We start from the raw sequence: 26357 nt of genomic DNA, 5'->3' as shown, positions 1-26357 counted from the left end.
ACGTGGGGCACGTCCTTCAGGTTTTCCAGAAACCCCGGTGCGGTTCGCTTGCTTCATCGATGAGCACGGGCCCGATGCATTCGATGGCGTGCGGTGAGGAAGCAAACACATCGCGGCACGACAGCTCGGCATCACGCTGCTCCGCGCGTTCACCACGAAACACACGCAGGCTCACGGCGTCGATGCCGAACACCACGCGCCCGATGTTGCTCCAGAAGATGGCGCCGGCGCACATTACGCAGGGCTCGGCCGATGAATACAGCGTGGCGCGCGCGAGGGTCTCGCGGTCCACCACCGGGCTCAGCTGGCGCACTGCGTTGGTTTCGGCATGGCCCGTGCAGTCGCCCGTTTCGCTGGTGTTGCACCAGGCTTCGGCCAGCACGCGGTCGTCTTCAGACACCACCACCGCGCCAAAGGGCCGGTTGCCCCGGTCGCGCGCTACCTGTGACCAGGCAATGGCCTGGCGCAGGTAGCGACCGTCGCGTTCGTTCAGGTCTTGCTCCGAGCTCATGCGGTGTACATGCGCTCACTCAGCGGCGGCAGCATGGCGCGGTTGAAGACACCTTCCACACCGGGCCGCGTCTTCAGCCCGAACACCTCCACCACCTCGTCCACCTGTTGCTCCAGCGTGCGCTTGAGCACGTCACCCACACCATGGCTGCGCGTGTCGGCCGCAGCGATGTATTGCCGCGTGATGCGCCAGCGCTCCAGTTCCACGGCTTCGTTGAGAATGGGCTCGCGCAGCTTGGTGGCGGCGATCGCCGCAGCCGGGTCGGCCATGCTTTCTCGGATGGCGCGGTTGGTGGCGCGCAGGAAGCCGGCCACGGCTGTGGGGTTCTGCGTCACCATGGCGTTGCTCGCCAGAATCGCGTTGCCATACAGGTTCACACCAGCCTGCGTGTACTGCAGGATCGAGAGGTCGTCCAGCTTCATGCGCGCGAACAAGGACACGGCCGAGTCGTGGAAGTAGGTGGCACCGTCCACGTCGCCTCGCACCACCACGTTGTCGCGCGAGGCGAAGTCGGTGGTGGACCACTGAAAGTAGTCGTCCTTCACGCGCAGCTTGCGCGCCACCATGGGCCAGGCACGGCGCGTGGACTCCACCGCCGCCGCCGCGATCTTCTTGCCCTCGAGGCTTCGGAAGTCGGTGGTGATGCCACGGTCCTTGCGGCCGATGATCGCGAACGGTGCGCGGTTGTAGTACTGGTAAACCGCCTGCACCAGCGGCGTGCCGATCTGGCTGGCCTGGAACTCCACCAGCGAGCTGATGTCGCCCAGACCCATCTGGTAGACGCCGCTGGCAATGCGTGTGATGGAGGCCACGGAGCCGGAGCCCACATCGATGCTCACGTCCAGGCCTTCGTCCTTGTAGTAGCCGCGCTGCTGCGCAAGAAAGAAAGGCGAAGTCTGGCCGGTGATGCGAAAGTCCAGCGTGAACTTGATGGGGGTGAGCTTGGGCGTGGACTGGCTCCACACGGCGGGCGCGGTGAGGGCCGACACAGCGGCTGCGGAGGTGGTGAGAAAAAGGCGGCGTTGCATGGCGTGCTCCGGTAGGGACTTGTTTCAACCCCGGCGAACCACATGGCCACAGGGGACGTACAAGAGCAATTTCCGGGCGGGTGGTGGGACACCAGCTGAACGCTTCTACTCTGCGAACGCCTTCCATGCACAAGCTGTGCCAGCAAAAAATCACCACGCTGGTGCACCACGATGGCCTGTCTTTTGCTAGCATCTGCAGCCAGAGTAGAAGCGTTCAACTTCGCGCCATGCGAAGCGGGAAATTGCTCTTGAGACACCTCAAGCCATTTCTTTCAGGAGCGCTTCCATGCTGGTCACCCAACAGCCTGTTTTCCGCCGCTACTGGCACGCCGTCATGCCGCTGACGATGCTGGCCGACGGTCCCCAACCCTTCACCCTGCTGGGCGAGAACATCGTTCTCTTCCTCGACGAACACGGCGAACCCGCCGCGTTGAAGGACCGCTGCTGCCACCGCACGGCGCGCCTGAGCAAGGGCTGGTGCAAGAACGGCAACATCCAGTGTGGTTACCACGGCTGGGTCTACAACCGCAGTGGCAGGGTGATCCAGATTCCACAGTACCCGCCGGAGCGGGAAATTCCGAAGGACTACGGCACCACGGCCTACCACTGCGTGTCGCGCTACGGCTATGCCTGGGTGGCGCTCGAAGATCCGGTGGCCGACATCCCGGAGATGCCGGAGTTCGGTGCGGAGGGATGGCGCACGATTTTCCAGTTCTACGAGACCTGGAGCACGAGCCCGGTGCGCGCGCTGGAAAATTCGTTCGACAACTCGCATTTCAGCTTCGTGCACCGCGCCACCTTCGGCGTGGCCGCATCGCCCGCGCCGAGCAAGTACGAGTTGATCGAGAACGAAGCGGGCTTCTATGCGGAAACAGTGATCGACGCCGTGAACCCGGAAAAATTCCAGCGCATCAGTGGTGTGAAGGATGCGATCACACAGCGGCACATGCGCAACGCCTACTTTCAGCCTTTTTCGCGCCGGCTCGATATCGAGTACCCGAGCGGCATTCGCCACATCATCATCAACGCCTTCACCCCCATCGACGATGGCCGCATGCAGTTGTGCCAATGGCTGTTCCGCAACGACACGGAGGCCGACTGCCCGGCGCAGATGCTGATCGATTTCGACGACGAGATCACGCGGGAAGACAAGGACATTCTGGAGTCGACGGACCCGGACGCAGTGGTGGATCTGCGTCGGCGCGGAGTGGAGTATTCGATGGACTCGGATCGGCCGGGGATTCTGATTCGGCGGAAGTTGATGGGCTTGTTGTCGGGTGCCGGGGAGGTTGAAGTGCATCGGTGATGCATGCGTACCATTGGCAGAGCGCCAACGAGGTCTGAGGTGGCCATGGGGTACGGCGCAGCGAAATAAAGGGGGAGAGATGGCGAAGCCGACTCGGAGGACATTCGCGATGCCGTGCCCCGTGGTCGCCTCAGGCCGGAGCAACCGGCGGCAGCAACTTAACGAGACGACCAGAAACCCCGGTGAGGCTCCAGCATCTCAGCTTCAAGAGAGGGCACGGGCCCGATCACCTCAATGGTCTTCTGCCCACGCGCCAGCACCTCTCGGCAGGGCAACGACAACGTGGGGTTTTCTTCGTGGCTACCGGTGAGCGCCAGCAAGGATTCTTCGCTCGCCCCATACACCACCCGCCCGATGTTCGCCCAGTAGAGCGTGCCCGTGCACATGGCACAAGGCTCGAACGTGGTCACCAGCGTGCAGCGCGCGAGGTACTCGCCCGGCCAGTTGTCTGCGGCCGTTCGAGCCAGCGTGGACTCCGCATGGTTCACGGTGTCGATGTTGCCCTGCTCCGCCAGCACCGTCTCATCGTCTGGTGCCACCAGCAAGGCGCCGAAAGGATGGCGCCCCATGCTCGCTGCGCGGCGGGCCACCTCGTTTGCACGGCGCAGGTGCCGCGCCACCTGATCGTCGGTCACGTGTTCTGCGAACCCCGGTGCGCCCAGCCCGTCGTGTGCTTCTCGATGAAGCTGAAGAGCTCGTACATCACCATGGCCATGATCCCCACCACCAGCAAGCCGCTGAATGCCAGGCCCATCTGCATCGACGAGCCCGCCGAAATCAACAGGTAGCCGATGCCCTCGTTCGATGCGGTCATCTCCGACACCGTGGTGCCCACGAAGGCCAGCGTGATCGCCACTTTCAGAGACCCGAAAAAGTAGGGCATGGAGCGCGGCAGGCCCACCTTGGTCAGCACGTCCCAGCGCTTGGCGCCCAGCACCCGCAACACGTCTTCCAGCTCCGGCTCCAGCGTGGCGAGACCGGTGGCAATGTTCACCATGATGGGGAAGAAGCTGATGAGAAAGGCGGTGAGGATGGCCGGGCCGACGCCGATGCCGAACCACACCACGAGGATCGGCACGAAGGCCGCCTTGGGCAGTGCGTTGAACGCCGTCATGAGCGGATAGACCGCTGCGTAGGCCAGGCGCGAGCTGCCGATGAGAAAACCCAGCAGCACGCCCACCACGATGGCGATGCCGAAGCCCGCCATGGTCACCCAGTACGTGCGCCAGGCGTGGCCCAGGATGGTGGTCTTGTGTTCCAGCGTCTGTTCCCAGATGCGCGATGGACTCGGGAAGATGAATTCCGAGACGCCGAAGCCGCTGGTGATCACTTCCCAGATGACGATGATCGCCAGCAAAAGGAGAAACGGGGACCAGCGTTCGAGGTGTTTCTTGTTCATGGCGTGATTCCCTTCACTGGTTGACCGGTGTGCGCATGGCGCCGATGTGGCCGCGCAGCTCCAGCACGATGTCGGAGAACTCCTTGGTGTAGGTCACCTCCAGATCGCGCGTGCGGGGGATCGGGATCTCGCGCTGCACCACAAATCGGCCCGGACTCTTGCTCATGCAGTACACCGTGTCGGCCAGAAACACAGACTCGCGCAGATCGTGTGTGACCAGGATGACGTTGAAGCGCTGCGCCTCCCACAGGTCGCGCAGCGTGCACCAGAGTTCTTCGCGCGTGAAGGCATCGAGCGCACCAAAGGGTTCATCGAGCAGCAGCATCTTGGGTTCGTGAATCAGCGCGCGGCAGATGCTGGCGCGTTGCTGCATGCCGCCCGAGAGTTCCCAGGGAAACTTCTTCTCCATGCCGCCCAGGCCGACGCTGGTGAGCAGTCTGCTCGCGCGCTCCACAAATTCTTTCTTGCGGTCCTTGAATTCGCTGCGAAAGGGCTCCACGATCTCCAGCGGCAGCAGCACGTTGTCGAGTGTGGTTCTCCAGGGCAGCAGCGAGGGTGCCTGGAAGGCCATGCCCGAAATCTTCAGCGGCCCGGTGACCGACTCTCCGTCGATGCGGATCTTGCCCATGCTGGGCATGCGCAGGCCGGTGGTCAGCTTCATGAAGGTGGACTTGCCGCAACCCGATGGCCCGACGATGGCAATGAACTCGCCGCGCTTGACCTTGAGGTTGATGTCTTCCACCGCGAAGACGTTCTTCGCCAAAAGATCTTCGTTGTAGGCCAGCCAGACCTGGTCGAAATCGACAAAGGGCTTTTCGCTGGAGGCTTCTTGCATGGGGTCTTCCTGAAAAAAAGGCCAGCCGCCGAGGGGTGGCTGGCCTGGACCAGAGAGGCGGGCTTCTGGCCTTATTTCTTGGCGGGCGGCAGCACGTTGAGTTCGGCGGCCGTCGGCAGCATGGAGCCGTTCCACACCGCAGCGGGGTCGATTCGGGTCTTGGTGTTGTAGGCGTCGGAAACCTGCGATGCCATCAAGGCGAGGCGGCCCGGGTTGACCTGGCCAAAGCCTTCCTTGCGTGCATCGGGGCTCGCCACCACCGAGTCGATGGCCATCGCCAGGCGACGGGTTTCCAGCGACACGTTGATGATGCCGTCGCGCGCCTTTACGGTCTCGATGCTGGCGGCCGGGTTGGCCATGACTTCCTTGGCGCCCTTGGCGAACGCGGTCAGGAAGGCTTTCACGGCGGCCGGGTTCTCCTTGATCATCTTGGGGCTGGCGATGATGACGTTGCCATACAGCTTCACCCCGTAGTCGCCGTACGGCATGATCACCACGTCTTCGGGCTTCACGCCACGCGCTTCCAGATTGAGCAGGGACGTGAACGAGAAGCCGGTGATGGCGTCGATGTCGCCGCGCACCAGCATGGTTTCACGCAGCGGTGGGTCCATCGAGGTCCAGTTCACGCTGCTGATGTTGTTGGCCTTCTGGAAGATCGGGTAGGCCTTTCGGCCGGCGTCGAACACCGGCGCGCCAAGCTTCTTGCCATTGAGATCGGCAGGCTTGCTGATGCCACTCTTCTTGAGCGCCAGCACCGCAGCGGGCGTGTTGTTGTAGACCATCATCACGGCCACCGGCTTGTTGGGTGCATCCGGGTTGTTGGCGTGGAACTCCATCAGCGCGGCGAGGTCGGCAAAACCCATGTCGTACGAACCGGAAGCCACGCGGGTGACGGTGCCGCCAGAGCCGTTGCCGGAATCGATCGTCACGTCCAGGCCGGCGGCTTTGAAGTAGCCCTTGGCGGCAGGTTGCAGGAACAGGGCAGCGGGGCCTTCGAAGCGCCAGTCGAGCTGGAACTTGATGGGTGTTTGCGCGTGCGCGCTACTGAATGCGGCCGCCAGGGCCAGGGCAGCGGTAGTTTTGACGAAGTGGCGTTTGTTCATGTTTTCTCCAGGGTGGGTCGGGTTGCGGTGGGAGGCACTGCCATCGCCCGCGCATGCCGTTTCATCAGCAATAAAGGTGCCAGCGGTGCACCTGCGTGGGAATGGCCGGCCAGAGGCCGTTTGAGCACAGAATTTGTATACAGATTCTTGTGCTCCGGGCTTCGCGCGTCATCGGGGCCAACCCTGAATGGTGCGCCCCAAGTCGGTGCCTGCACCGGCTTGGGGATGATGCCTTAAAAGAAGGCGGCGCTGGTCCGCTCAGTGCGCTTCGGCCTGCCGCGCGGCATGCACGGCTGCCGCGGTGTCGCCCCGGCTGCCGTTGAAGAACAGATTGAGCGCCACGGCACTGAGGGAGGCCAGGAGGATGCCCGACTCGATCAAGGGGTGGATGGCGTGGGGCATCCATTGCTTGAAGCTGGGTGCCACCAGCGGAATCATGCCGAACCCGATCGACACGGCGACGATGAAGAGGTTGTTGCGGTTGCCCTTGTAGTCCACGCTGGCCAGAATCCGGATGCCGGTGGCTGCCACCATGCCGAACATCACCAGGCCCGCGCCGCCGAGCACGAAGGTGGGCAGCGACTCGACCAGCGCGGCCATCTTGGGCAGCAGGCCGAACACGATGAGGATGACGCCCCCGGCCACACAGACAAACCGGCTCTTGACGCCGGTGACGCCGACCAGACCCACGTTCTGAGAGAAGCTGGTGTAGGGGAAGGTGTTGAAAATCCCGCCGATCAGCGTGCCCAGGCCGTCGGTGCGCAGGCCAGCAGTGAGTGCCTTCTGATCGATCTTGCGGTCGGTCATGTCGCTGAGCGCGAGGAACATGCCGGTGGATTCAATCATCACCACGATCATCACCAGGCTCATGGTGAGGATGAGGATGGGGTCGAAGATGGGCGTGGCAATCTCGAACGGCAGCACCAGATCGAACCAGTTCGCCTTGCCCACTTTCTCGAAAGTCATGAGGCCGGCGGCGGTGGCAATGGCGCCGCCGATGACGATGCCCAGAAGCACCGAGATGTTGGCGATGAAACCGCGAGCAAACTTGGCGATGAGCAGGATGGCGGCCAGCACCACGGCAGCAATGGCGATGTGCGGCATCTGGGCATAGGACGGATTGGGCACGCTGCCGACGATGGCCATGCCGGGTGGCACGGGAGGCACGGCGCCGCTGGCAGCGGCCTGCTTCACCGAATCGAGCCACTGCAGGTGTTGAGGGTTGGGCACGCTGGGTGCGGTGGGACCGAAGGGGTTGCCGAAAACCCAGTTGATCCCGATGCGCATGAGGCTGATGCCGATGACCGCGATGATCGTGCCGGTGACCACGGGTGGAAAGAATCGCAGCATGCGACTGACGATGGGCGCGATGAGGATGGAGACCACACCCGCGCCGATGATGGAACCGAAGATCAGCCCCGCACCCTGCACGCCGGGGTTGCTGTTGGCCATGGCGACCATGGGCGCCACGGATGCAAACGTCACGCCCATCATCACGGGCAGTTTGATGCCGAACCACTGCGTGGCGCCGAGCGACTGAATGAGCGTGACGAGGCCGCAGCAGAAGAGATCGGCCGAGATGAGCATGGCCACCTGTTCGGGGCTGAGCTTGAGTGCGCGGCCCACGATGAGCGGCAGGGCAACCGCGCCGGCGTACATGACCAGCACATGCTGCAAGCCGAGGGCGGTGAGTTTGCCGGTGGGGAGGACTTCGTCGACCGGGTGGACTGTGGTGGACATGGATTGCTCCTGAGGTGCGTGCAAAAAGTGTATACAGTTTATGTGTGCGATCTGATGTTGGTCTGCTAGGGGAAACCCGGTTTCTGACCGGTGGTTTTGTGGGTCCGGTCATCGGCGACCATGGGGCACGGCTCCGCGGATGTCCCCCGGTCCGGCTTCACCGGCCCTCCTCCTTTATTCCGCTGCGCCGTGCCCCATGGCCGCCGATGACCTCGTTGGCGCCTGCGAGGTTGAAGCCGGAAACAAAAAAGGGACGCCGAAAGCGTCCCTTCAAATCGAGCAAAAGAGGCTCAGTTCCGCGCAGCCCCGCTGGCCGCAGCCAGAGCCGTCATGTTCAGCACCCGCCGCACCGTGGCCGCCGGCGTGAGAATGTGGACCGTCTTCGCCGACCCCATCAGGATGGGTCCGACCGTCACGCCACCGCTGGTGGTCGTCTTCATCACGTTGTAGAGGATGTTGGCCGCGTCCAGGTTCGGGCAGATCAGCAGGTTGGCAGAACCCGTGAGCGTCGTCTCCGCCAGATAGGCACTGCGAATCTCCGGTTGCAGCGCCGCATCGCCATGCAGCTCACCATCGCACTCGATGTCGGGGTGCGCGGCCACAAACAGATCGCGAGCGTGCGCCATCTTGCGCGCCGATGCGCGCTTGCTGGAGCCGTAGCTCGAATGCGAGAGAAAGGCCACCTTGGGCGGCAAGCCGAAGCGCTGCACCTCCTGCGCGGCCATCCACGCGATCTCGGCCAGCTCTTCGGCGCTCGGCAATTCATTGACGTAGGTGTCGGCGATGAACACCGGCCCGCGGTCCGTCATGAGGGCGTTCACCGAGGCGTACAGCCCGGCGCCCTCGCGCCGTCCCAGCACATGGTCGATGCGCTCCAGGTGCGTCATGTAGCCGCCCACCAGACCGCAGATGAGCGCATCGGCATCGCCCAGCGCCAGCATGAGCGAGCCGATAATGGTGTTGGAACGCCGCACGGCGGCCTTGGCCACCTCGGGCGTGGCGCCGTGGCGGCCCATGATCTGGTGGTAGTGCTCCCAGTACTGGCGGAAGCGGGGATCGTCTTCCGGGTTCACGTTCTGCACATCCTGCCCCAGCTTCATGCGCAGGCCGGCCTTCGCGATGCGAGCTTCGATCACCGCTGGCCGGCCAATCAGGATCGGCACGGCGAGCTGGTCGTCGATGGCCAGTTGTGCGGCCCGCAGCGCGCGCTCGTCTTCGCCGTCCGCGTAGGCCACGCGTTGCTTCGCGGGCATGCCCTTGGCCGCGTTGAAGATCGGCTGCATGAGGATGCCGGTCTGGTAGACGAAGCGCCCCAGCTGCTGGCGGTAGGCGTCCATGTCGGTGATCGGCCGCGTGGCCACGCCCGAATCGGCGGCGGCCTGCGCCACGGCCGGCGCGATGCGCAGGATCAGACGCGAATCGAAAGGCTTGGGGATGATGTAGTCGGGGCCGAAGCTGAGGTCCTGGCCCGCGTAGGCGTTGGCCACTTCCTCACTGGTCTCGCTCTTGACCAGATCCGCGATCTGCCGCACGCAGGCCAGCTTCATTTCTTCGGTGATGCGTGTGGCGCCGCAATCGAGCGCGCCGCGGAAGATGTAGGGGAAGCACAGGACGTTATTGACCTGGTTCGGGTAATCGCTGCGGCCCGTGGCGATGATGCAGTCGGGCCGCACCGCCTTGGCGAGCTCGGGGCGGATCTCGGGTTCGGGATTGGCCAGCGCGAGCACGATCGGTTTGGTGCCCATCGTCTTCATCATCTCGGCGGTCAGCACGCCCGGCGCCGAGCAACCCAGGAACACGTCGGCTCCATCGACCGCATCGGCAAGCGTGCGCTTGGCGGTCTTCTGTGCGTAGCGCGCCTTGGATTCGTCGTAGCCCCCGGGGCGGCCTTCGTACACCACGCCCTTGGAGTCGCACACAAAGATGTTCTCGCGCGAGACGCCGAGACCAACCATCACGTCCAGGCAAGCGATGGCGGCAGCGCCTGCGCCACTCACCGCCAGCTTGACCGAGCCGATGTCTTTGCCCACCAGCTCCAGGCCGTTGAGCAATGCGGCGGCCGAGATGATGGCGGTGCCGTGCTGGTCGTCGTGGAACACCGGAATCCCCATGCGCTCGCGCAGCTTCTTCTCGATGTAGAAGCACTCCGGCGCCTTGATGTCTTCCAGGTTGATGCCGCCCAGCGTGGGCTCGAGCGCGGCAATGATGTCGACCAGTTTGTCCGGGTCCTTCTCGTCGAGTTCGATGTCGAACACGTCGATGCCGGCAAACTTCTTGAACAGGCACCCCTTGCCTTCCATCACCGGCTTGGCCGCTAGCGGACCGATATCGCCCAGACCGAGCACGGCCGTGCCGTTGGTGATCACACCCACCAGGTTGCCGCGTGAGGTGTACTCGGCCGCCATCGAGGGATCGGCTTCGATTGCGAGACACGGATACGCCACACCGGGCGAGTAAGCCAGCGAGAGATCTCGCTGGTTGGACAGGGGTTTGGTGGGATGGACGGAAATCTTGCCGCGCGAGGGCGTGCGGTGGTATTCGAACGCGGCGTCGCGCAGGGCTTCTTCAGCGGGTGTCATGTTGTCTCCAGGGGTCCGGGTTAGCGTCCGGACGATTGTGTCACGCAGGGCGTGAAAGCAGTTCGTGCAGCGTGCGCGCAATCACCTTGGTGGCGCGCCGCAAGTCTTCGAGCACCAGATGCTCATCGGCGCGCTTGGCGTTCGATTCGCGCACCGTGCGCGGGCCGGCACCGTAGATCACGCCAGGTATGCCTCGCTCGACGTAGAGGCGCACGTCGGTGTAGAGCGGCGTGCCCACAGCGGGAATCTTTTCGCCGAACACGGCAAGGCCATGCTTCTGGATTGCCTGCACCAGCGGCTGGTTGCCGGGCAGCGGTTTCATGGCGCGAGCGAGCAGAATGCGGCGCACGTCGACCTTGAGCTCGCGGCCGCCCCGTGGGGGCTGGAAGCTGGCAGCGGCCTGCTCGATGGTGCGGCGCAACGAGGCTTCCACCTCGGCGGGATCTTCTTCAGGAATCATGCGGCGGTCGATGCGCAGCACGACCTTGCCGGGAATCACGTTGGTATTGGTACCGCCGCTGATCTGGCCCACGTTGAGGTACGGATGGTTGATGCCCTCCACACTGGACGACACCTTCAGGTAGTCGGCGTTGAGCGCGTACAGCGCGTTGAGGATGTGCGTGGCGCCCTGCAGCGCGTCGGTGCCGCTGTCGGGAATGGCGGCGTGTGCCATGTCTCCATGCACCGTCACCTCCAGCTGCAGGCAGCCGTTGTGCGCCACCACCACCTGGTAGCTGAAGCCCGCGGCGATCATCAGGTCGGGCTTGGTGAGACCCTTCTTCAGCAACCAGTCGGGGCCCACTTCACCGCCGTATTCCTCGTCGTAGGTCACGTGCAGTTCCACGCCGCCAGCGAGCTTGGCCCCGAGCGACTCGAGCGCGCGGATGGCAAAGGTGAAGCTGGCAATGTCGCACTTGCTGACCGCGGTGGCGCGGCCGTAGATCTTGCCGTCGGCGATCTCGCCACCGTAAGGATCGTGGGTCCAGCCTTCACCAGGCGGCACCACGTCGCCGTGTGCGTTCAGTGCAATCGTCTTGCCGGGGCCGTAGGGCCTGCGCACGATCAAGTTGGTGATGCTTTGCAGGCCGGCGGCCTGAACCTCGTCAGCCGGCACCGTGTGTTTCTCGGCATTGAGGCCCATGGCCGCGAGCAGATCGGCAGTGCGTTCGGCGTGAGGGGTGTTGTTGCCCGGCGGTGTGTCGGTCGGCACGCGCACGAGCTCCTGCAGGAAGCTCACCTCCTCGTCGAAGTGGGCGTCGATCCAGGCATCCAGTTGTTGTTCGGTGGTCATGAGGCTTTCTGATTGGCGTGTTCGTGGGCGAGTTGATCGAGCAGATGCGAGAAGGCGTTCACGCTCAGCTCGATGTCGTCGCAGGTGCTGGATTCGAGCGGGTTGTGGCTGATGCCGCTGTTGAGACCGCGCACGAACAGCATGGCCTGCGGCATGATTTCGTGCAGCTTCATGGCGTCGTGGCCGGCCCCGCTGGGCATGCGGTGCAGCGGCACACCCAGCGCCTGCACTGCGCGCTCCCAGCGCGCCTGCCATGCAGGGTCGCTCGGTGCGGCGGCGGCGCGCATGGTCTCTTCCACCTTCAGGCCAATGCCGCGCCGCTCGCAGATGGCGCGCAGCTGCGCCAGCACGTCGCGCTCCAGCGCGTCGCGCTGCGCGTCATTCGGGGCGCGCATGTCCAGCGAGAAGAGGCATCGACCCGGCACCACGTTGATCGAACCACCCGGCACCTGCAGCATGCCGATGGTGGCGACCGAGTCGCCGTCCGTCTGCGCGCGCTGCTCCATGTAGATCGCCAGCTCGGCCACGGCACTCGCCGCGTCGCGCCGTCGGTTCATGGGCGTGGTGCCGGCATGGCTGGCCATGCCGAGGGCCTCGCACTGAAAGCGCACACCGGCATTGATGGACGTGACCACGCCCAGGGGAAGGTCCATCTCGTTGAGCACCGGGCCTTGCTCGATGTGGACCTCGACGAATCCCAGGTACTTTGATGGGTCGCGCTTCAGCGCGTGAATGGCCTCCAGCGTGGCGGGCAGTCCGGCGTGTTGCATGGCGGCGCGCAGCGTGATCCCATCGGCGTCCTGCTGGTCGAGCCACGCCGGGTTGAAGTGGCCGGTGAGCGCGCCCGATCCGAGGAACGTGGCCTTGTAGCGCTGGCCTTCTTCTTCGGAAAACGCGACCATCTCGAAGGCGAACGGCAGGCGGCGGCCGGTGGCGTGAAGTTGCTGCACGCAGGCCATGGGCACAAAGATGCCAAGGCGCCCGTCGTACTTGCCGCCGTTGCGCACGGTGTCGTAGTGACTGCCAGTGAGCAGAGCGGGTGCATCGGCTTGCGCGCCGTGATAGCGCCCCACCACATTCCCCACTGCGTCAATGCCCACCTCATCGAACCCGCACTCCCGCATGCGTTCAGCAATATCTGCAGCGCAGGCCCGATGCGCATCGGTGAGGTAGGTCACGGTGAGCTGGCCCTGCTCGGCGAAGCCGGGGTCACTGTGGCGCGAGAGGTCTTCGTGCCAGTCCCATACGCGCTCGCCCACCACCGGCTCGAAGCCGAATTTATCGTTGAGGCGGATCTCCGCGATGCGGTGGATGTGGCGGATGCACTCGGCACTCTCGAAGTCCACCGGGTGGTTCAGGCGCCGTTCGAAGGTGGCGATGATTTCGCGTTTTGGCAACCCCGTGCCGCGTGGGCCGCGGACCGCCAGGATGAAGGGGAAGCCGAATTTCGCGTTGTATTGCGCATTGAGTTGCTGGATGTGGGCGAACTCCTCCGGCGTGCAGTTCGTGAGGCCCGCCTTCGTCTGCTCGTTCGTGGATTCGGCGGTGAGCGCCTGGCTCACCATGGCCTTGCCCGCCAGCTCCGGGTGGGCGCGGATCAATGCGAGCTGCGCGTCGATGCCAGCGTTCGACAGCACAGTCACCATCGCATGCTTGAGCGCGGCCAGCGAAGCGAAGGGGCGTTGCGCCAGCGCCTGCTGGGCGATCCACGGCGAATGTTCGTACAGACCGTCGAGCATCTGCGTGGCCTCGGTCAGCGGGGCTTGGTTCAGTTGTTCCAGTGTGATGGGCATGGTGGCGTGTTCAAGCGAGGGTCAGGGGATGGGTGGCCTTCCAGTGCCGGGCGATGTCCACGCGCCGAGCCACCCAGACCTTGTCGTGCTGCTGAATGTGATCGAGGAAACGCTGCAAAGCGGTGATGCGGCCCGGTCGGCCCAGCAGGCGGCAATGCATGCCGATGCTCATCATCTTCGGACGGTCCAGACCGTTGGGATCGCCCTCGGCGTACAGCGCATCAAACGTGTCCCGCATGTACTGGAAGAAAGGGTCGGCGTGTGAATAGCCCTGGGGCAGGGCGAAGCGCATGTCGTTGCAGTCCAGCGTGTAGGGCACGATGAGCTGGTGTGCGTCGCTGCCATCGGTCTTCCTCACCTTCATCCAGAAGGGCAGGTCGTCGCCGTAGTAGTCGCTGTCGTACTCGAAGCCGCCGAAGTCGGCCACCAGCCGGCGCGTGTTCGGGCTGTCGCGACCGGTGTACCAGCCCAGCGGCCGGCTGCCGGTGAGCTTTTCGATGATCTCCATGGCCTGCGCCATGTGTGCACGTTCAGTGGCTTCGTCCACATTCTGGTAGTGGATCCACTTCAACCCGTGGCATGCGATGTCGTGGCCGAGTTCCTGGAAGGCGGCGGTCACTTCAGGACTTCGCTGCATTGCGCTGGCAATGCCGAACACGGTGAGCGGCAAGCCACGCTGCTCGAACTCGCGCAGCAGCCGCCACACGCCGGCGCGCGAGCCATATTCGTAGATGCCTTCCATGCTGATGTGCCGCGCAGGGTAGGCCGCCGGGTTGAACATCTCGGACAGGAACTGCTCGGAGGCGTCGTCGCCGTGCAGCACGCTGTTCTCGCCACCTTCTTCGTAGTTCAGCACGAACTGCACGGCGATGCGCGCGCCATTGGGCCAGCGGGCATGGGGTGGGTTGCGGCCGTAGCCAGCGAGGTCGCGCGGGTACTCGCGTGTGGAGTCGTAGGTCATGACAAGGCCATGGAAATGTCGTTCGTCGGAACCTTGCGGTCGAAGGTCAGGTTCTCCTCCACATGGCGCAGGTGCTCGTCCATCAGACGCACTGCCAGTTCCTCGTCGCGCGCGGCCAGCGCCTTGACGATGTCGGCGTGCTCGTCGTTGGAGTGCTCGGCGGCCTGGTTGCTCTGGTACATCAGGGTGATCAAGGCGCAGCGCGAGATGAGGTCGCGCAGCAACTCGGCCAGCACCTGGTTGCCCATGAGCTCGGCCATGCGCACGTGAAAGTCGCCCAGCAACTCGGTGCGCCCGGCCACGTCCTCGTTGTTCACGGCCATCTTTTCCTGCGCCACATGTTCGCGCAGGGCCTTGATCTTGGCGGTGGTCACGCTCTTCACGAACGCCCGCGTCATTTCCACTTCGAGCATGCGCCGAACTGCAAAAACCTGCCGCGCTTCCTGCACGGAGGGCGCTGCCACAAAGGCGCCACGCGCGGGCTCCAGGCGAATCAGGCGGTTTTGGGAAAGCTGGAACAGCGCCTGTCGCACCAGCGTGCGCGAGACCCCGAAATGGTCCGCCAGTTTCTGTTCCGCCAGCTTGGTGCCAGGGTGCAACCGGTGCTCCACAATGGCCCGCGTGAGCGACTCGACGATGTGCAAGGTGCTGGAGATTTCCATGCGGGCATCATATCCAGAAAAACAAAAAGTGTATACACTTTCGGTCGACCATATTCACACCAAGGAAGCGCCATGGGAATGAGCACGCACGTTCTGGACACCATGCACGGTTGCCCCGCCGCCGGCATGAAAGTCGAGCTCTACACGACCGAAGGAGAGCGCGCGACGCTGGTGAAGAGCTTTCAACTGAACCAGGACGGCCGAAACCCCGATGGACCGCTCTACGACAACAGCAGCCTCAAGGTCGGCACGTACCGGCTGGTGTTCGATGTGAAAGGCTATTTCGCTGCGCGAGGCGTGCCCTTGCCCGAGCCGAACTTCCTTCACCGCGTAGCGCTCGACTTCGGTGTGGCGCACACGGACCAGCACTACCACGTGCCGTTGCTGGTCAGCCCCTGGAGCTATTCGACGTACCGGGGCAGCTGAACAGGGACGAAAAAAAGCCCGCCGAGTGGCGGGCTGTCTGGTCGGCGCGGTATGCACCGCTGTTCAGCGGTCGCGCTGGCCTTCTGTGAGCGTGTCGAGCTGGAACTGGCCGCTCTCGTGCCAGAGCCAGGTGTCGGTGTAGCTCACGCTGCCCATGCGCACCGGCGCCGGGAAGGGTGCGGCGGCGCGCACTGTGCGTTCGATTTCCACACGGCTGCCGGCATGGCTGGGCGGGCGCAGCCAGTCCAGCCGCCGGATGTTGCCGAGCTCGTCGATGTCCAGGCGCATGACACCCACACCTTGCAGCAGCGGGGGCATCTTGCCTTTGTAGATGCGGTGGCTGTTGCTGCCGTAGATATGGCGCGCACCATCCTTGCGGTAGTCCATCGGCGAGACGGCATGCGACACATGCTGGGGTGTGGGCCGCACACTGACAGGGGGCGGCGGTGCTGGCACAGGCGCCGGAGGTGGCGGGGGAGGCGGTGGTGGAGGAGGCGGCAAAGGCGCGGCGCAGGCGGCCAGCAATGCCGCCGTACCGATGGTGAGCCAGCCTCTGGCGAAACGCGGGCGTTGTCGGTTGTCCACGGGATTGGCGGGACGCGGTGCGGGATCGATGTCTCTCATGTTCACGGGCCTGTAAGTCGGATCGGGCGCCTTGCTCTGGACTTCGGATGGACCATATCGCTGGGCGGATGAAGTGTATGGGGGTTTTCAACAGGGCTTGCGTACAGTACGGCGGATACTGATCGGCCTTGATCGCCATTACGTATCCATACATATTTTTTGACGTCGAAGCCACAATGTCCGTGCCGCTTGAAGCCTTTCTACTGCGTCTGCAACGCGAGCCAGCGGTGCTCGTGACCGTTGAAAAAACGCGCGGTTCGGTGCCGCGTGAAGCGGGTGCATGGATGGCGGTTTTTTCAGCCACGACAGGCGGTGTGATTGGCACGATCGGCGGTGGCAATCTGGAGTGGGATGCGATGCGCCAGGCAAGCGAATCGCTAGCGCAGCCGGGGGCTGCGGGGACGGTGTGGGAGCAATCGATCACGCTCGGTCCGAGCCTCGGGCAGTGTTGCGGCGGTGCCCTGGTGCTGCGCTTCGAGCGGGTAGATGCATCGCACGTAATGGCCCTTCGTCAGCGGTTGACAGAGCACCACCAACCGCTTGCTTTGTTCGGTGGAGGGCATGTCGGTCGTGCCATCGTGCAGGCGCTCGCACCACTGCCATTCGATGTGACCTGGATCGACAGCCGTGACGAGGTGTTTCCCGCCGATATGCCCGCACAGGTGGTGGCCGAGCACTCCGACCCGGTGCACGCCGCCGTGCACGAACTGATGGCGGGCAGCGCTGTGCTGATCATGAGTTTCTCGCACGCGGAAGACCTCGACATCGTGGCCGCCTGCCTGCAACGGGAACGCGAGCACCGCGACCTGGGCTTCATCGGGCTGATCGGCAGTCGCACGAAATGGGCCACGTTCCGCCACCGGCTGGAGCAGCGCGGTTTCAACGCGAACGAGCTCGCTCGCATTACCTGCCCGATCGGACTGCCCGGCATTGGTGGCAAGGAGCCAGCGGTGATCGCGGCCTCGGTTGTGGCGCAGTTGTTGCTAGAACGCGCTGGTCCCCCGGGTGGTGTTTGACCGCTTGAATGTTCTCAAAAACTGTATACACTTTGCCAGTCCGGTCGCAGCGGAGCTGGGTGTGGATGCTTCCACGCCCATGCGCGGCCCTCAGCCGACTCAGAGCGCCCGCGGTGGTGAGTCGCAAGCATTGACCTTGCATTGAGGTGCCATGGAAACTTATCTGCTGGATTGGGCCAACCTGCTGCTGCGCTGGCTGCATGTGATTGTGGCCATCGCCTGGATCGGCTCTTCCTTCTACTTCGTCTTTCTCGACAGCAGCCTCACGCCACCTGAAGACGCGCAGTTGAAGAAGGACGGCGTGAGCGGCGAACTCTGGGCCGTGCACGGCGGCGGCTTCTATCACCCGGTGAAGTTCGCCGTGTCGCCGCCCAAGCTGCCCGAGCACCTGCACTGGTTCTACTGGGAGAGCTATTCCACCTGGCTCTCGGGCTTTGCGCTGTTCCTCATCTCCTACCTCTGGAGTCCGAGCGTCTATCTCATCGACCCAAAGGTGATGGACTGGAGCCCCGCCGCCGCGATTGCCGCGGCGCTGGCTTTCCTGGTGGTGTTCTGGCTGCTGTACGACGCCATCTGCCGCACGCTCGGGCAGAAGGAAAACGGCGACGCCAAGGTGGGTGCGCTGGTGCTGGTGCTGGTGTGTCTGGCGGCCTGGCTGGCCACACAACTTTTCGCCGGTCGCGCGGCTTTTCTGCTGATGGGCGCGATGATCGCCACCGCCATGAGTGCCAACGTGTTCTTCTGGATCATCCCCGGCCAGCGCACGGTGGTGGCAGATATCAAGGCCGGGCGGCCGGTGGACCCGGTCCACGGCCAGCGCGGCAAGCAGCGCAGCGTGCACAACACCTACTTCACGCTGCCGGTGCTGTTCGCCATGCTGAGCAACCACTACAGCTTCACCTACACACACAAGTACAACTGGCTGATCCTGATCGGCATGATGTTCGCCGGTGCGGCGATCCGGCAGTTCTTCGTGATGCGCCACGGCTACAAGCTGGGCCGCAATCCGCACCCCTGGAAATACGCGGCGGCCGGCGTGGTGGCGCTGACTGCATTGATCGTGTGGCTCCGTCCCGCACCCACGGTGGCGGTGGCCGTGCCAGAGAGCGTGAGTTACGCCCAGCTCAGGCCGGTGCTGGAGCAACGCTGCGTGATGTGCCACGGTGAAGCGCTGCAATCGAAGAACGTGCGGCTGGACTCGGCCGACGCGCTGAAAGCACACGCCCAGACGGTCTACCAGCAGGTGGTGGTCACCCGGCTCATGCCCATGAACAACGCCACCGGCATCACCGAAGAAGAACGCGCCATGGTGGCGCAGTGGTTCAAGGGCGGCGCGAAGGTCGACTGACGCTTCAAGGCATGGGTGGCGCCTGACCTCCTGCGCAGAGGCTCAGGATGTGTGATGCATGGCGCGCATCCTCGCCGCGCCAGGCCACGATCTGGTCGGGCCGGATCAACACCAGAGGCGCCTCGTAGAGAGCTCGCAGTGCCGGGTCGGCGTGATGGACCACCTGCAGATCCATGCCTGCTTGTTGCGCTGCGAGCTCGAACGCCTTACTGTCGGGAGCCTCTGGCCCCAGCGCCAGCAACGTCCATTCGAAGTGGAAGGTGTCGTACAGGGACCGCCCATCTGCAAGCCAGGCGTGAGGCGGACGGCCACCGGGGCAGGCTGTGGGCACGTAGTCGTTGGGTTGGTCGTCGGGTGGCGTGGTGCCATCGGGCACGACGATGGGAGACCCGTCGTACCGGCCGCCAAACGTGACACCCGGGATGTTGAATTCCAGCCGCACGTGCGCGTTCAGGTGCACGGCGGCGGCCTGGCGTGCCCGTTCGCCTTCGGGCGTGTCCCGTTCGAGTTCGGGCGTCACCTGAAAAAGGCCCACCGAGTCGGCAAAGCGCTTCGCATAGGCCGTGTTGCGCTCGGCCAGCGGCTTGCGCTCCATTTCATAGCTGGCCAGCAGCGACTCGGGCGCGCGCCCCTGCACGACATGCGCGAGCTTCCAGCCGAGGTTGACCGCGTCCTCCACCGCCGTGTTGTAGCCCAGCCCGCCGGTGGGCGTGAACAGGTGCGCCGCATCGCCGCCCAGAAACACGCGACCGCGCTGGAAATGTTCCGCCACCAGCGCATGGCCAGCCGTCCAGGTGAGCATGGACAAAATCTCGATCGGAGTTTCGCGGCCCATGGCCTGCGAAAAGATGCGTCGGGCGTCGTCCTCGGTCCAGGCGTCGGCGTCTTCGCCCTCGTGAATGGCCGCATGAAAGGCGAATTCGCTCTGGCCATCGACGGACGCCATGAACGCCCTGCGCTCGGCGTTCACCGACACGTACATCCAGGCCTTGTCGTGGGGCAGCGTGGCAAGGAAGGTGGGCGCACGAAGGTAAATGGCGAACATCTTTCCGCCCATGAAGTCGCGCTTGAAGCCGGTGGCGCCGCCGTATTCGATGCCCAGTTGCCGGCGGACGAGGCTGCGCGCACCGTCCACGCCCACCAGGTATTTTGCGGTGACCGACGCGGTCGAAGCGCCATCCACGGATTCGATCTGCGCCAGGACGTCCATTGACCGGTCGTTGAACGCGCGCAGCCGCCAGCCGTGCCGCACTTCAATGCTTGGCCAGGCGCGAGCGTGTTGCAGCAAGGTAGCTTCGACGAACTTCTGGGACACGCGGTGGGGCAGCTCTGCCGCACTCCACGAACCACCCAGGCGCTTGACCGTGGCGGCGGCCTGGCTGGCGGTGGGCAGCCGCAACCGGGCCAGTTCGTGCTGGTAGAACCGTGTGAAGTAGGCAATGTCGGTCGGGTGGTCCGCCGGCAGGCCTTGCGCGCGGATTTCGTCGGCGAAACCCAGACGCCGGAAGTGCTCCATGGTGCGCGCCTGTGTCGCGTTCGCCTGCGGGTTGAAGGCGGTGCCGTTCCTGGGCTCCAGCAGCAGCGTGCGCACGCCACGGCGCCCCAGTTCGTTGGCCAGCATGAGGCCGCAAGGGCCACCGCCTGCGATCAGCACATCCGTCTGCATGAATGCCTGGGGCAAGTTGCCCGGTTGGTTGAGGAGATGGCGTGCATGGTATCCCGCAGCGCCAGGGCGACCTGAGGCATTCTGCGGTAACCTCCCACACGATTTCATCCACCTCCGAAAACACCATGAAAACGCAAGCCGCCGTCGCCTGGAAAGCAGGCCAGCCACTCACCATCGAGACCGTGGACCTGCAGGGCCCGAAACTCGGCGAAGTGCTGGTGGAGATCAAAGCCACTGGCATCTGCCACACCGACTACTACACGCTTTCGGGCGCCGACCCAGAAGGCATTTTCCCGGCCATCCTGGGCCACGAAGGTGCGGGCATCGTGGTGGATGTGGGGCCGGGTGTGACCACGCTGAAAAAGGGTGATCACGTCATACCGCTCTACACGCCCGAGTGCCGACAGTGCAAGTTCTGCCTGAGTCGCAAGACGAACCTGTGCCAGCTCATTCGCGGCACACAGGGCAAAGGCCTGATGCCCGATGCCACCAGCCGCTTCAGCATCGACGGCAAGCCCATCTTTCACTACATGGGCACCAGCACCTTCAGCAACTACACCGTGGCGCCGGAGATTTCGCTGGCCAAGATCCGCGAGGACGCGCCTTTCGACAAGGTCTGCTACATCGGCTGCGGCGTCACCACCGGCATCGGCGCGGTGATCTTCACCGCCAAGGTGGAGGCGGGCGCCAACGTGGTGGTGTTCGGCCTGGGTGGCATTGGCCTGAACGTGATTCAGGGCGCAAAGATGGTGGGCGCCGACAAGATCATCGGAGTGGACATCAACCCCGCCCGGCAGGAGATGGCGCGCAAGTTCGGCATGACGCACTTCATCAATCCGAAGGAAGTGGAGAACGTGGTGGACGCCATCGTGCAGCTCACCGACGGCGGGGCCGACTACAGCTTTGAGTGCATTGGCAACACGCAGGTGATGCGCCAGGCGCTGGAGTGCACGCACAAGGGCTGGGGTCGCAGCATCATCATCGGCGTGGCCGAAGCCGGCGCCGAGATCAGCACACGCCCGTTTCAGCTGGTGACCGGCCGCAAGTGGGAAGGCTCTGCTTTCGGCGGCGCACGCGGCCGCACCGATGTGCCGAAGATCGTCGACTGGTACATGGAAGGCAAGATCAACATCGACGACCTGATCACCCACACCATGCCGCTGGCCGACATCAACAAGGGATTCGATCTGATGAAGCGCGGCGAATCGATCCGCGGCGTCGTGCTGTTCTGATTTCCTTCATGAGCGAGGCACTCACGCTCCATCGCGTCCACGCGGGTGTGCTCGACGTGGCGTTCGTGGAAGCGGGCCCGGCAGATGGTTCGCCCGTGGTGCTGCTCCACGGATTTCCCTACGACATCCACGCCTACGCCGAGGTCTGGCCGCAGCTGGCCGCGCAGGGTTGCCGCGTGGTCGTGCCTTACCTTCGCGGCTACGGCCAGACGCGCTTCCTGAGCTCGGCAACCCCGCGCTCCGGCGAGCAGGCAGCGCTGGGCGCCGATCTGTTGGCCTTGCTCGATGAACTTTCCATTCCCCAGGCTGTGCTGGCGGGTTACGACTGGGGTGGGCGCGCCGCTTGCGTGGTCGCCGCGCTCTGGCCGCAGCGTTGCAAGGGGCTCGTGTCACTGAACAGCTACAACATCCAGAACATCGCGCGCGCGCTGGAGCCCGAGGCGGCCGATCGCGAGCACATGCTCTGGTACCAGTACTTCTTTCACAGCGAGCGCGGGCGCGCCGCGCTCACCCGCGACCGCCGCGATGTTTGCCGCCTTCTCTGGAAGCAATGGTCGCCCACCTGGCGGTTTGACGACGCCACCTTCGAGCGGAGCGCTCAAGCGTTCGATAACCCGGACTTTGTGGACGTGGTGATCCATTCCTACCGGCACCGATTCGGCCTCGTCCCGGGCGACCCGGCTTATGCCGAGATTGAAAAGCGCCTCGCTGCGCAGCCACGCATCGCAGTTCCTTCCATCACTTTCGACGGCATCGATGACGGCGTGCGTCCGCCTGCGGAGGCCAGCGCCCACGCTGCGCAGTTCACCGGCCCGCGCTCGCACCGCCTGGTGCCTGGGGCAGGACACAACCTGCCCCAGGAAGCGCCGCAGACCTTTGCCAACGCGGTGCTGGAACTCGTGCGCCATTGAGTCCATGACATGAACACTGAAATCACGACCTTGTCCACCCATCGCTGTTTTGGCGGCGTTCAGGGCTTCTACCAGCACGCCTCAAGCTCGATTGGCCTGCCGATGAAGTTCGGCGTTTTTGTGCCGCCGCAGGCTGAGAAGGGCCCGGTGCCGGTGCTGTTCTTTCTTGCCGGCCTGACCTGCAACGAGGAAACATTCGCCATCAAAGCCGGTGCCCAGCGTGTAGCGGCCGAACTGGGCTTGATGCTGGTCACGCCCGACACCAGCCCGCGCGACACAGGCATTGACGGCGCGAGCGCCGCCTGGGATTTTGGCCATGGCGCAGGGTTCTATCTCGATGCCACCGAGGCACCCTGGTCCCGGCATTTCCGCATGGAAAGCTGGATCACCCAGGAGCTGCATGCGCTGATACCGAGCCATTTCCCTGCCCATGCAGGCCGGGTCGGCGTGTTGGGCCATTCGATGGGCGGCCACGGCGCGCTCACGCTGGCGCTGCGCCACCCCGGGCTGTACCGCAGCGTCTCGGCACTCGCGCCGATTGCCGCGCCGAGTCGGTGCCCGTGGGGTGAAAAAGCATTCACGGGTTATCTCGGTGCGGACCGCCGCGCCTGGGATGCGCACGACGCCACCGCACTGGTGTCCGCGGGTCACAAGGCACCGCCCCTGCTGATCGACCAGGGCATGGCCGACAAATTCCTCGCCGAGCAATTGCATCCTCATCTTTTCGAGGCCGCCTGCGTGCAGGCCGGGCAACCGCTCACGTTGCGACGCCACGACGGCTACGATCACGGTTACTGGTTCATCGCCAGCTTCATCGAGGACCACCTGCGCCACCACGCGCAGACGCTTTGACACCATGCGCCCCCGCCAATTCGACCTCATTGCCTTCGACTGGGACGGCACCCTGTTCGATTCCACCGCCGTCATCGCGCGCTGCATACAGAGCGCGGTGACCGACCTCGGCTATACACCGCCAACCCAGGAGGCCGCCAGCTACGTCATCGGCATGGGTCTGATGCAGGCGCTGGCCCATGCCGCCCCCGATGTGCCGCGCGAGCAATACGCCCGGCTGGGCGAACGTTTCCGCTTTCACTACATGGCGCATCAGAACGACCTCAGCCTGTTCGCGGGTGTGTTGCCGCTGCTCTCCGAGCTCAAAGGGCGGCAACATTTGCTGGCGGTGGCCACCGGCAAGAATCGCGCGGGGCTGGACGAAGTCTTGCACACGCAGGAACTGCATGGTGTGTTCGATGGTTCACGCACGGCCGACGAGACCGCCGGCAAGCCACATCCACGCATGTTGCACGAGCTCATGCGCGAATTCGGCGTGAAGCCCGAACGCACGCTGATGATCGGTGACACCACGCACGACCTGCAGATGGCGCTGAACGCCGGCTGCGCCAGCCTGGGTGTGAGCTACGGCGCGCACGAGCCCGCCGCCTTTGACGCTTTGAAGCCTTTGCACGTGGCGCATTCCGTGCGCGAGCTGCACGACTGGCTGGGTGCCAACGCCTGAGATCGCCATGGCCGCCGATCAAGATCCGATCCACCCGCTGTGCAACAGCCACGATCTGGTCGAGGGCGGGCGCGCGGTGTCGTTCGACGTGAACTACGCCGGCCAGACGTGCCGAGCGTTTGCCGTGCGTTTTGAAGGCCAGGCCCACGCCTACCTCAACCGGTGTTCGCACGTCGCCATGGAAATGGACTGGCAACCCGACCGGTTTTTCGATGACACCGGCCGCTGGCTGCTGTGCGCCACGCACGGCGCGGTCTACCAGCCCGATACCGGCGAGTGCCAGGGGGGACCCTGCCGCGGAGGCCTGTTCAAGATAGAGCTGGTGGAGCACGATGGCGTGGTCCACTGGCGGTCACAATACCACCTCAAACCCCTTGAATTCTGAGAGCGACCGACCATGAATGAAGACCCCATGAACCAGGGCGCGAGCCGTCCGGCCGGCGGTGGCTGGGAACGCGAGACGATCGAGAAACTCGTGTTGGCCACCATCCGGGAACAACAGGCCACGCGGCGCTGGAAGATATTCTTCCGTCTGCTCTGGCTGGTGTTGTTTGGCGCCGTGGTCTGGATGATCTACAGCGCCAACGCGAGCAGCACTTCGGTGAGCACGCCCCACACCGCCGTGGTGGAGATCAAGGGCGAGATTGGCGCGGGTGCCGAGGCCAGCGCGGAAAACGTGATTCCAGCCCTGCGTTCGGCCTTCGAGGATGAGGGCGCGCAGGCGGTGGTGTTGTTGATCAACTCGCCTGGCGGCAGCCCGGTGCAGGCCGGCATCATCAACGACGAGTTGAACCGCCTGAAGGGTCTGCACAAGAAAAAAGTGTATGCCGTGGTGGAGGAAACCTGTGCCTCGGCCGCTTACTACATTGCCGCCGCCGCCGACGACATCTATGTCGACAAGGCCAGCCTGGTGGGCAGCATTGGCGTGCTCATGGACGGTTTCGGCTTTACGGGTCTCATGGAAAAGCTGGGCGTCGAGCGTCGCCTCATGACCGCCGGCGCCAACAAAGCCCTGCTCGATCCTTTCAGCCCGCAGGACGAGGCGCAACGTGCTTACATCCAGCGCATGCTGGACGAGATCCACGCCCAGTTCATCGAAGTGGTGAAAAAGGGCCGTGGACCCCGCCTGAAGGAAAATGCCAACACCTTCAGCGGCCTCGTGTGGAGCGGCCAGCAGGCGGTGAATGAAGGCCTGGCGGACGGCTTGGGAAGCCTCGACTTCGTGGCGCGCGAGGTCGTCAAGGCCGAAGAAATCGTGGACTACACCCAGCGTGAAAACGTGGGCCTGCGCCTGGCCAAGCGCTTTGGCGCCAGCGTCGGCGAAGGCGTGTTCATGGCCGCGCGCGCAGCCGGTGTCCAGCTGAAGTAAGGTGCTTCTAGATGCGGTAGCCGGTGGGGTTGCCGCTCTGCCAGCGCCAGGTGTCGACGCACATCTCGTCGAGCGTATGTCTGGCACGCCAGCCGAGCAGGCGCAAGGCGAGGCCGGCGTCAGCCCAGCACTGCGCCACATCGCCGGGGCGGCGGGGCGCAATCCGGTAGGGCACGGCGCGTCCGCTGGCTTTCTCGAACGCACGCAACACTTCCAGAACACTGTGCCCGCGCCCGGTACCCAGGTTCACCGTGAAACTCTCGCCGCCTCCCAGCAAGGCCTTGATGGCGGCCACGTGCCCGGCGGCCAGGTCCTGCACATGGATGTAGTCGCGCACGCCGGTGCCATCCGGCGTGGGGTAATCGTTGCCGAACACATTGAGGTGTTCGCGCTGGCCCACCGCCACCTGGGCCACATACGGCATGAGGTTGTTGGGGATGCCGGTCGGGTCTTCGCCGATGAGCCCGCTGGGATGGGCGCCCACGGGGTTGAAGTACCGCAACACCCCCACGCGCCACGAAGGACGCGCCGCGTTCAGGGCGTAAAGCATGTCTTCGATCACGAGTTTGCTGTGACCATAGGGGTTGGTGTGGCCGCGCGGAAAGTCCTCGGTGATGGGCATGCGGGCCGGCTCCCCATACACCGTGGCACTGCTTGAAAACACCAGTGCAGGCGTTGCCTCGGGGTCTTCAGCGCGCACCGCCTCCATCGCGCGCAGCAGACTGACCGCACCGCCGATGTTGTTGTGAAAGTACTTCAGCGGCTGGGCCACGCTTTCGCCCACCGCCTTGTCGCCCGCGAAGTGCACCACACCGGCCGGTTTGTGCCGTTGCAGAACGCCTTGCAGCCAAGGGGTGTCGAGCACATCCCCGCGCTCCAGCGGCACCGTCTGGCCCGCGATGCTAGCCAGCCGATCGAGCACCACCGGGTGGCTGTTGGCGAAGTTGTCCACCACCACGGGTTCGAAGCCCGCTTCGACCAATGCAACTACGGTGTGGCTGCCGATGTACCCGGCGCCACCGGTGAGCAGGATTTTCATGG

Annotated in this window: 25 protein-coding genes; 10 read left to right on the top strand and 15 right to left on the bottom strand. The window is 64.4% G+C overall.

Annotation, left to right across the window (positions count from 1 at the left end; genetic code table 11):
* Nucleotides 1–16: 16 nt before the first annotated feature.
* On the bottom strand, nt 17–511 hold the full coding sequence (locus CAP37_RS13665; RefSeq protein WP_086124669.1) for a nucleoside deaminase: 495 nt from the start codon (nt 509–511) through the stop codon (nt 17–19).
* Complete coding sequence (locus CAP37_RS13660) at nt 508–1539, bottom strand: ABC transporter substrate-binding protein (RefSeq protein WP_086124668.1); 1032 nt, start codon at nt 1537–1539, stop codon at nt 508–510. Before CAP37_RS13660 ends, CAP37_RS13665 begins: the two co-directional genes overlap by 4 nt.
* 286 nt (nt 1540–1825) lie before the next feature.
* On the opposite strand from CAP37_RS13660, the gene CAP37_RS13655 reads away from it, so the two are divergent.
* Nucleotides 1826–2845 carry an aromatic ring-hydroxylating dioxygenase subunit alpha gene (locus CAP37_RS13655; protein ID WP_086124667.1) on the top strand — a complete coding sequence of 340 codons (1020 nt, stop codon included), beginning with the start codon at nt 1826–1828 and terminating at the stop codon, nt 2843–2845.
* A 158-nt stretch (nt 2846–3003) separates the two neighbouring features.
* On the opposite strand, the gene CAP37_RS13650 is transcribed toward CAP37_RS13655, so the two are convergent.
* From CAP37_RS13650 to CAP37_RS13605, 10 genes are all read right to left on the bottom strand, one after another.
* The gene (locus tag CAP37_RS13650) at nt 3004–3480 is read right to left on the bottom strand and encodes a nucleoside deaminase (RefSeq protein WP_086124666.1); all 477 of its coding nucleotides are present in this window, start codon (nt 3478–3480) and stop codon (nt 3004–3006) included.
* Complete coding sequence (locus CAP37_RS13645; protein WP_086124665.1) at nt 3477–4244, bottom strand: ABC transporter permease; 768 nt, start codon at nt 4242–4244, stop codon at nt 3477–3479. Before CAP37_RS13645 ends, CAP37_RS13650 begins: the two co-directional genes overlap by 4 nt.
* A gap of 13 nt (nt 4245–4257) precedes the next feature.
* Nucleotides 4258–5079 carry an ABC transporter ATP-binding protein gene (locus CAP37_RS13640; RefSeq protein ID WP_086124664.1) on the bottom strand — a complete coding sequence of 274 codons (822 nt, stop codon included), beginning with the start codon at nt 5077–5079 and terminating at the stop codon, nt 4258–4260.
* A gap of 71 nt (nt 5080–5150) precedes the next feature.
* Nucleotides 5151–6182, bottom strand: coding sequence for an ABC transporter substrate-binding protein (locus CAP37_RS13635; protein WP_086124663.1), 1032 nt, complete (start codon nt 6180–6182; stop codon nt 5151–5153).
* Nucleotides 6183–6440: 258 nt separating this feature from the next.
* Entirely contained in the window at nt 6441–7922 is a 1482-nt protein-coding gene (locus CAP37_RS13630) for a nucleobase:cation symporter-2 family protein (RefSeq protein WP_086124662.1), read from the bottom strand.
* A gap of 290 nt (nt 7923–8212) precedes the next feature.
* Nucleotides 8213–10501: an NADP-dependent malic enzyme gene (locus CAP37_RS13625; protein ID WP_086124661.1), complete on the bottom strand. Its 2289-nt coding sequence runs from the start codon at nt 10499–10501 to the stop codon at nt 8213–8215.
* A 40-nt stretch (nt 10502–10541) separates the two neighbouring features.
* Entirely contained in the window at nt 10542–11792 is a 1251-nt protein-coding gene (locus tag CAP37_RS13620) for an ArgE/DapE family deacylase (RefSeq protein WP_086124660.1), read from the bottom strand.
* Nucleotides 11789–13585, bottom strand: a complete 1797-nt coding sequence (gene uraD / locus CAP37_RS13615; RefSeq protein ID WP_086124659.1) for a 2-oxo-4-hydroxy-4-carboxy-5-ureidoimidazoline decarboxylase — start codon at nt 13583–13585, stop codon at nt 11789–11791. The genes CAP37_RS13620 and uraD overlap by 4 nt, the downstream gene beginning before the upstream one ends.
* Nucleotides 13586–13595: 10 nt before the next feature.
* Nucleotides 13596–14546, bottom strand: a complete 951-nt coding sequence (gene puuE, locus CAP37_RS13610) for an allantoinase PuuE (RefSeq protein ID WP_086124658.1) — start codon at nt 14544–14546, stop codon at nt 13596–13598.
* Nucleotides 14543–15208 carry a GntR family transcriptional regulator gene (locus CAP37_RS13605; protein ID WP_086124657.1) on the bottom strand — a complete coding sequence of 222 codons (666 nt, stop codon included), beginning with the start codon at nt 15206–15208 and terminating at the stop codon, nt 14543–14545. The genes puuE and CAP37_RS13605 overlap by 4 nt, the downstream gene beginning before the upstream one ends.
* 72 nt (nt 15209–15280) lie before the next feature.
* Here CAP37_RS13605 and uraH point away from each other — a divergent pair, with 72 nt between their 5' ends.
* Nucleotides 15281–15634, top strand: a complete 354-nt coding sequence (uraH, locus tag CAP37_RS13600; RefSeq protein WP_086124656.1) for a hydroxyisourate hydrolase — start codon at nt 15281–15283, stop codon at nt 15632–15634.
* 63 nt (nt 15635–15697) lie between these two features.
* Here the strand turns inward: uraH and CAP37_RS13595 are convergent, their stop codons facing one another.
* Nucleotides 15698–16258 (bottom strand): hypothetical protein, encoded by a 561-nt coding sequence (locus CAP37_RS13595; protein ID WP_256926967.1) that lies wholly within the window; start codon nt 16256–16258, stop codon nt 15698–15700.
* A gap of 176 nt (nt 16259–16434) precedes the next feature.
* Here CAP37_RS13595 and xdhC point away from each other — a divergent pair, with 176 nt between their 5' ends.
* Together xdhC and CAP37_RS13585 are read left to right on the top strand one after the other, a co-directional pair.
* Entirely contained in the window at nt 16435–17274 is an 840-nt protein-coding gene (gene xdhC / locus CAP37_RS13590; protein WP_086124655.1) for a xanthine dehydrogenase accessory protein XdhC, read from the top strand.
* 151 nt (nt 17275–17425) lie between these two features.
* Nucleotides 17426–18622, top strand: a complete 1197-nt coding sequence (locus CAP37_RS13585) for a urate hydroxylase PuuD (protein WP_086124654.1) — start codon at nt 17426–17428, stop codon at nt 18620–18622.
* A 4-nt stretch (nt 18623–18626) separates the two neighbouring features.
* Here CAP37_RS13585 and CAP37_RS13580 read toward each other — a convergent pair whose 3' ends face one another.
* Complete coding sequence (locus tag CAP37_RS13580) at nt 18627–20303, bottom strand: FAD-dependent oxidoreductase (RefSeq protein WP_256926966.1); 1677 nt, start codon at nt 20301–20303, stop codon at nt 18627–18629.
* 110 nt (nt 20304–20413) lie between these two features.
* On the opposite strand from CAP37_RS13580, the gene CAP37_RS13575 reads away from it, so the two are divergent.
* The 6 genes from CAP37_RS13575 to CAP37_RS13550 are packed head-to-tail and all read left to right on the top strand — an operon-like array spanning nt 20414 to nt 25316.
* Nucleotides 20414–21520 (top strand): S-(hydroxymethyl)glutathione dehydrogenase/class III alcohol dehydrogenase, encoded by a 1107-nt coding sequence (locus CAP37_RS13575; RefSeq protein WP_086124995.1) that lies wholly within the window; start codon nt 20414–20416, stop codon nt 21518–21520.
* A gap of 8 nt (nt 21521–21528) precedes the next feature.
* Nucleotides 21529–22431 carry an alpha/beta fold hydrolase gene (locus tag CAP37_RS13570; RefSeq protein ID WP_086124652.1) on the top strand — a complete coding sequence of 301 codons (903 nt, stop codon included), beginning with the start codon at nt 21529–21531 and terminating at the stop codon, nt 22429–22431.
* A gap of 9 nt (nt 22432–22440) precedes the next feature.
* Entirely contained in the window at nt 22441–23283 is an 843-nt protein-coding gene (fghA, locus tag CAP37_RS13565; protein ID WP_086124651.1) for an S-formylglutathione hydrolase, read from the top strand.
* 4 nt (nt 23284–23287) lie between these two features.
* Nucleotides 23288–23947, top strand: a complete 660-nt coding sequence (locus tag CAP37_RS13560) for an HAD family hydrolase (RefSeq protein ID WP_086124650.1) — start codon at nt 23288–23290, stop codon at nt 23945–23947.
* Between the two features lie 7 nt (nt 23948–23954).
* Nucleotides 23955–24332, top strand: coding sequence for a Rieske 2Fe-2S domain-containing protein (locus CAP37_RS13555; RefSeq protein ID WP_086124649.1), 378 nt, complete (start codon nt 23955–23957; stop codon nt 24330–24332).
* Between the two features lie 12 nt (nt 24333–24344).
* Nucleotides 24345–25316, top strand: coding sequence for a S49 family peptidase (locus CAP37_RS13550; RefSeq protein ID WP_256926965.1), 972 nt, complete (start codon nt 24345–24347; stop codon nt 25314–25316).
* Nucleotides 25317–25323: 7 nt separating this feature from the next.
* Here the strand turns inward: CAP37_RS13550 and galE are convergent, their stop codons facing one another.
* Nucleotides 25324–26355 (bottom strand): UDP-glucose 4-epimerase GalE, encoded by a 1032-nt coding sequence (gene galE / locus CAP37_RS13545; RefSeq protein ID WP_086124648.1) that lies wholly within the window; start codon nt 26353–26355, stop codon nt 25324–25326.
* Nucleotides 26356–26357 lie beyond the last annotated feature (2 nt).

Origin of the sequence: Hydrogenophaga sp. IBVHS1, assembly GCF_002127265.1 — a bacterium.
Classification (GTDB): domain Bacteria; phylum Pseudomonadota; class Gammaproteobacteria; order Burkholderiales; family Burkholderiaceae_C; genus Hydrogenophaga.
This window is presented reverse-complemented; position numbering and strand designations above follow the sequence as displayed.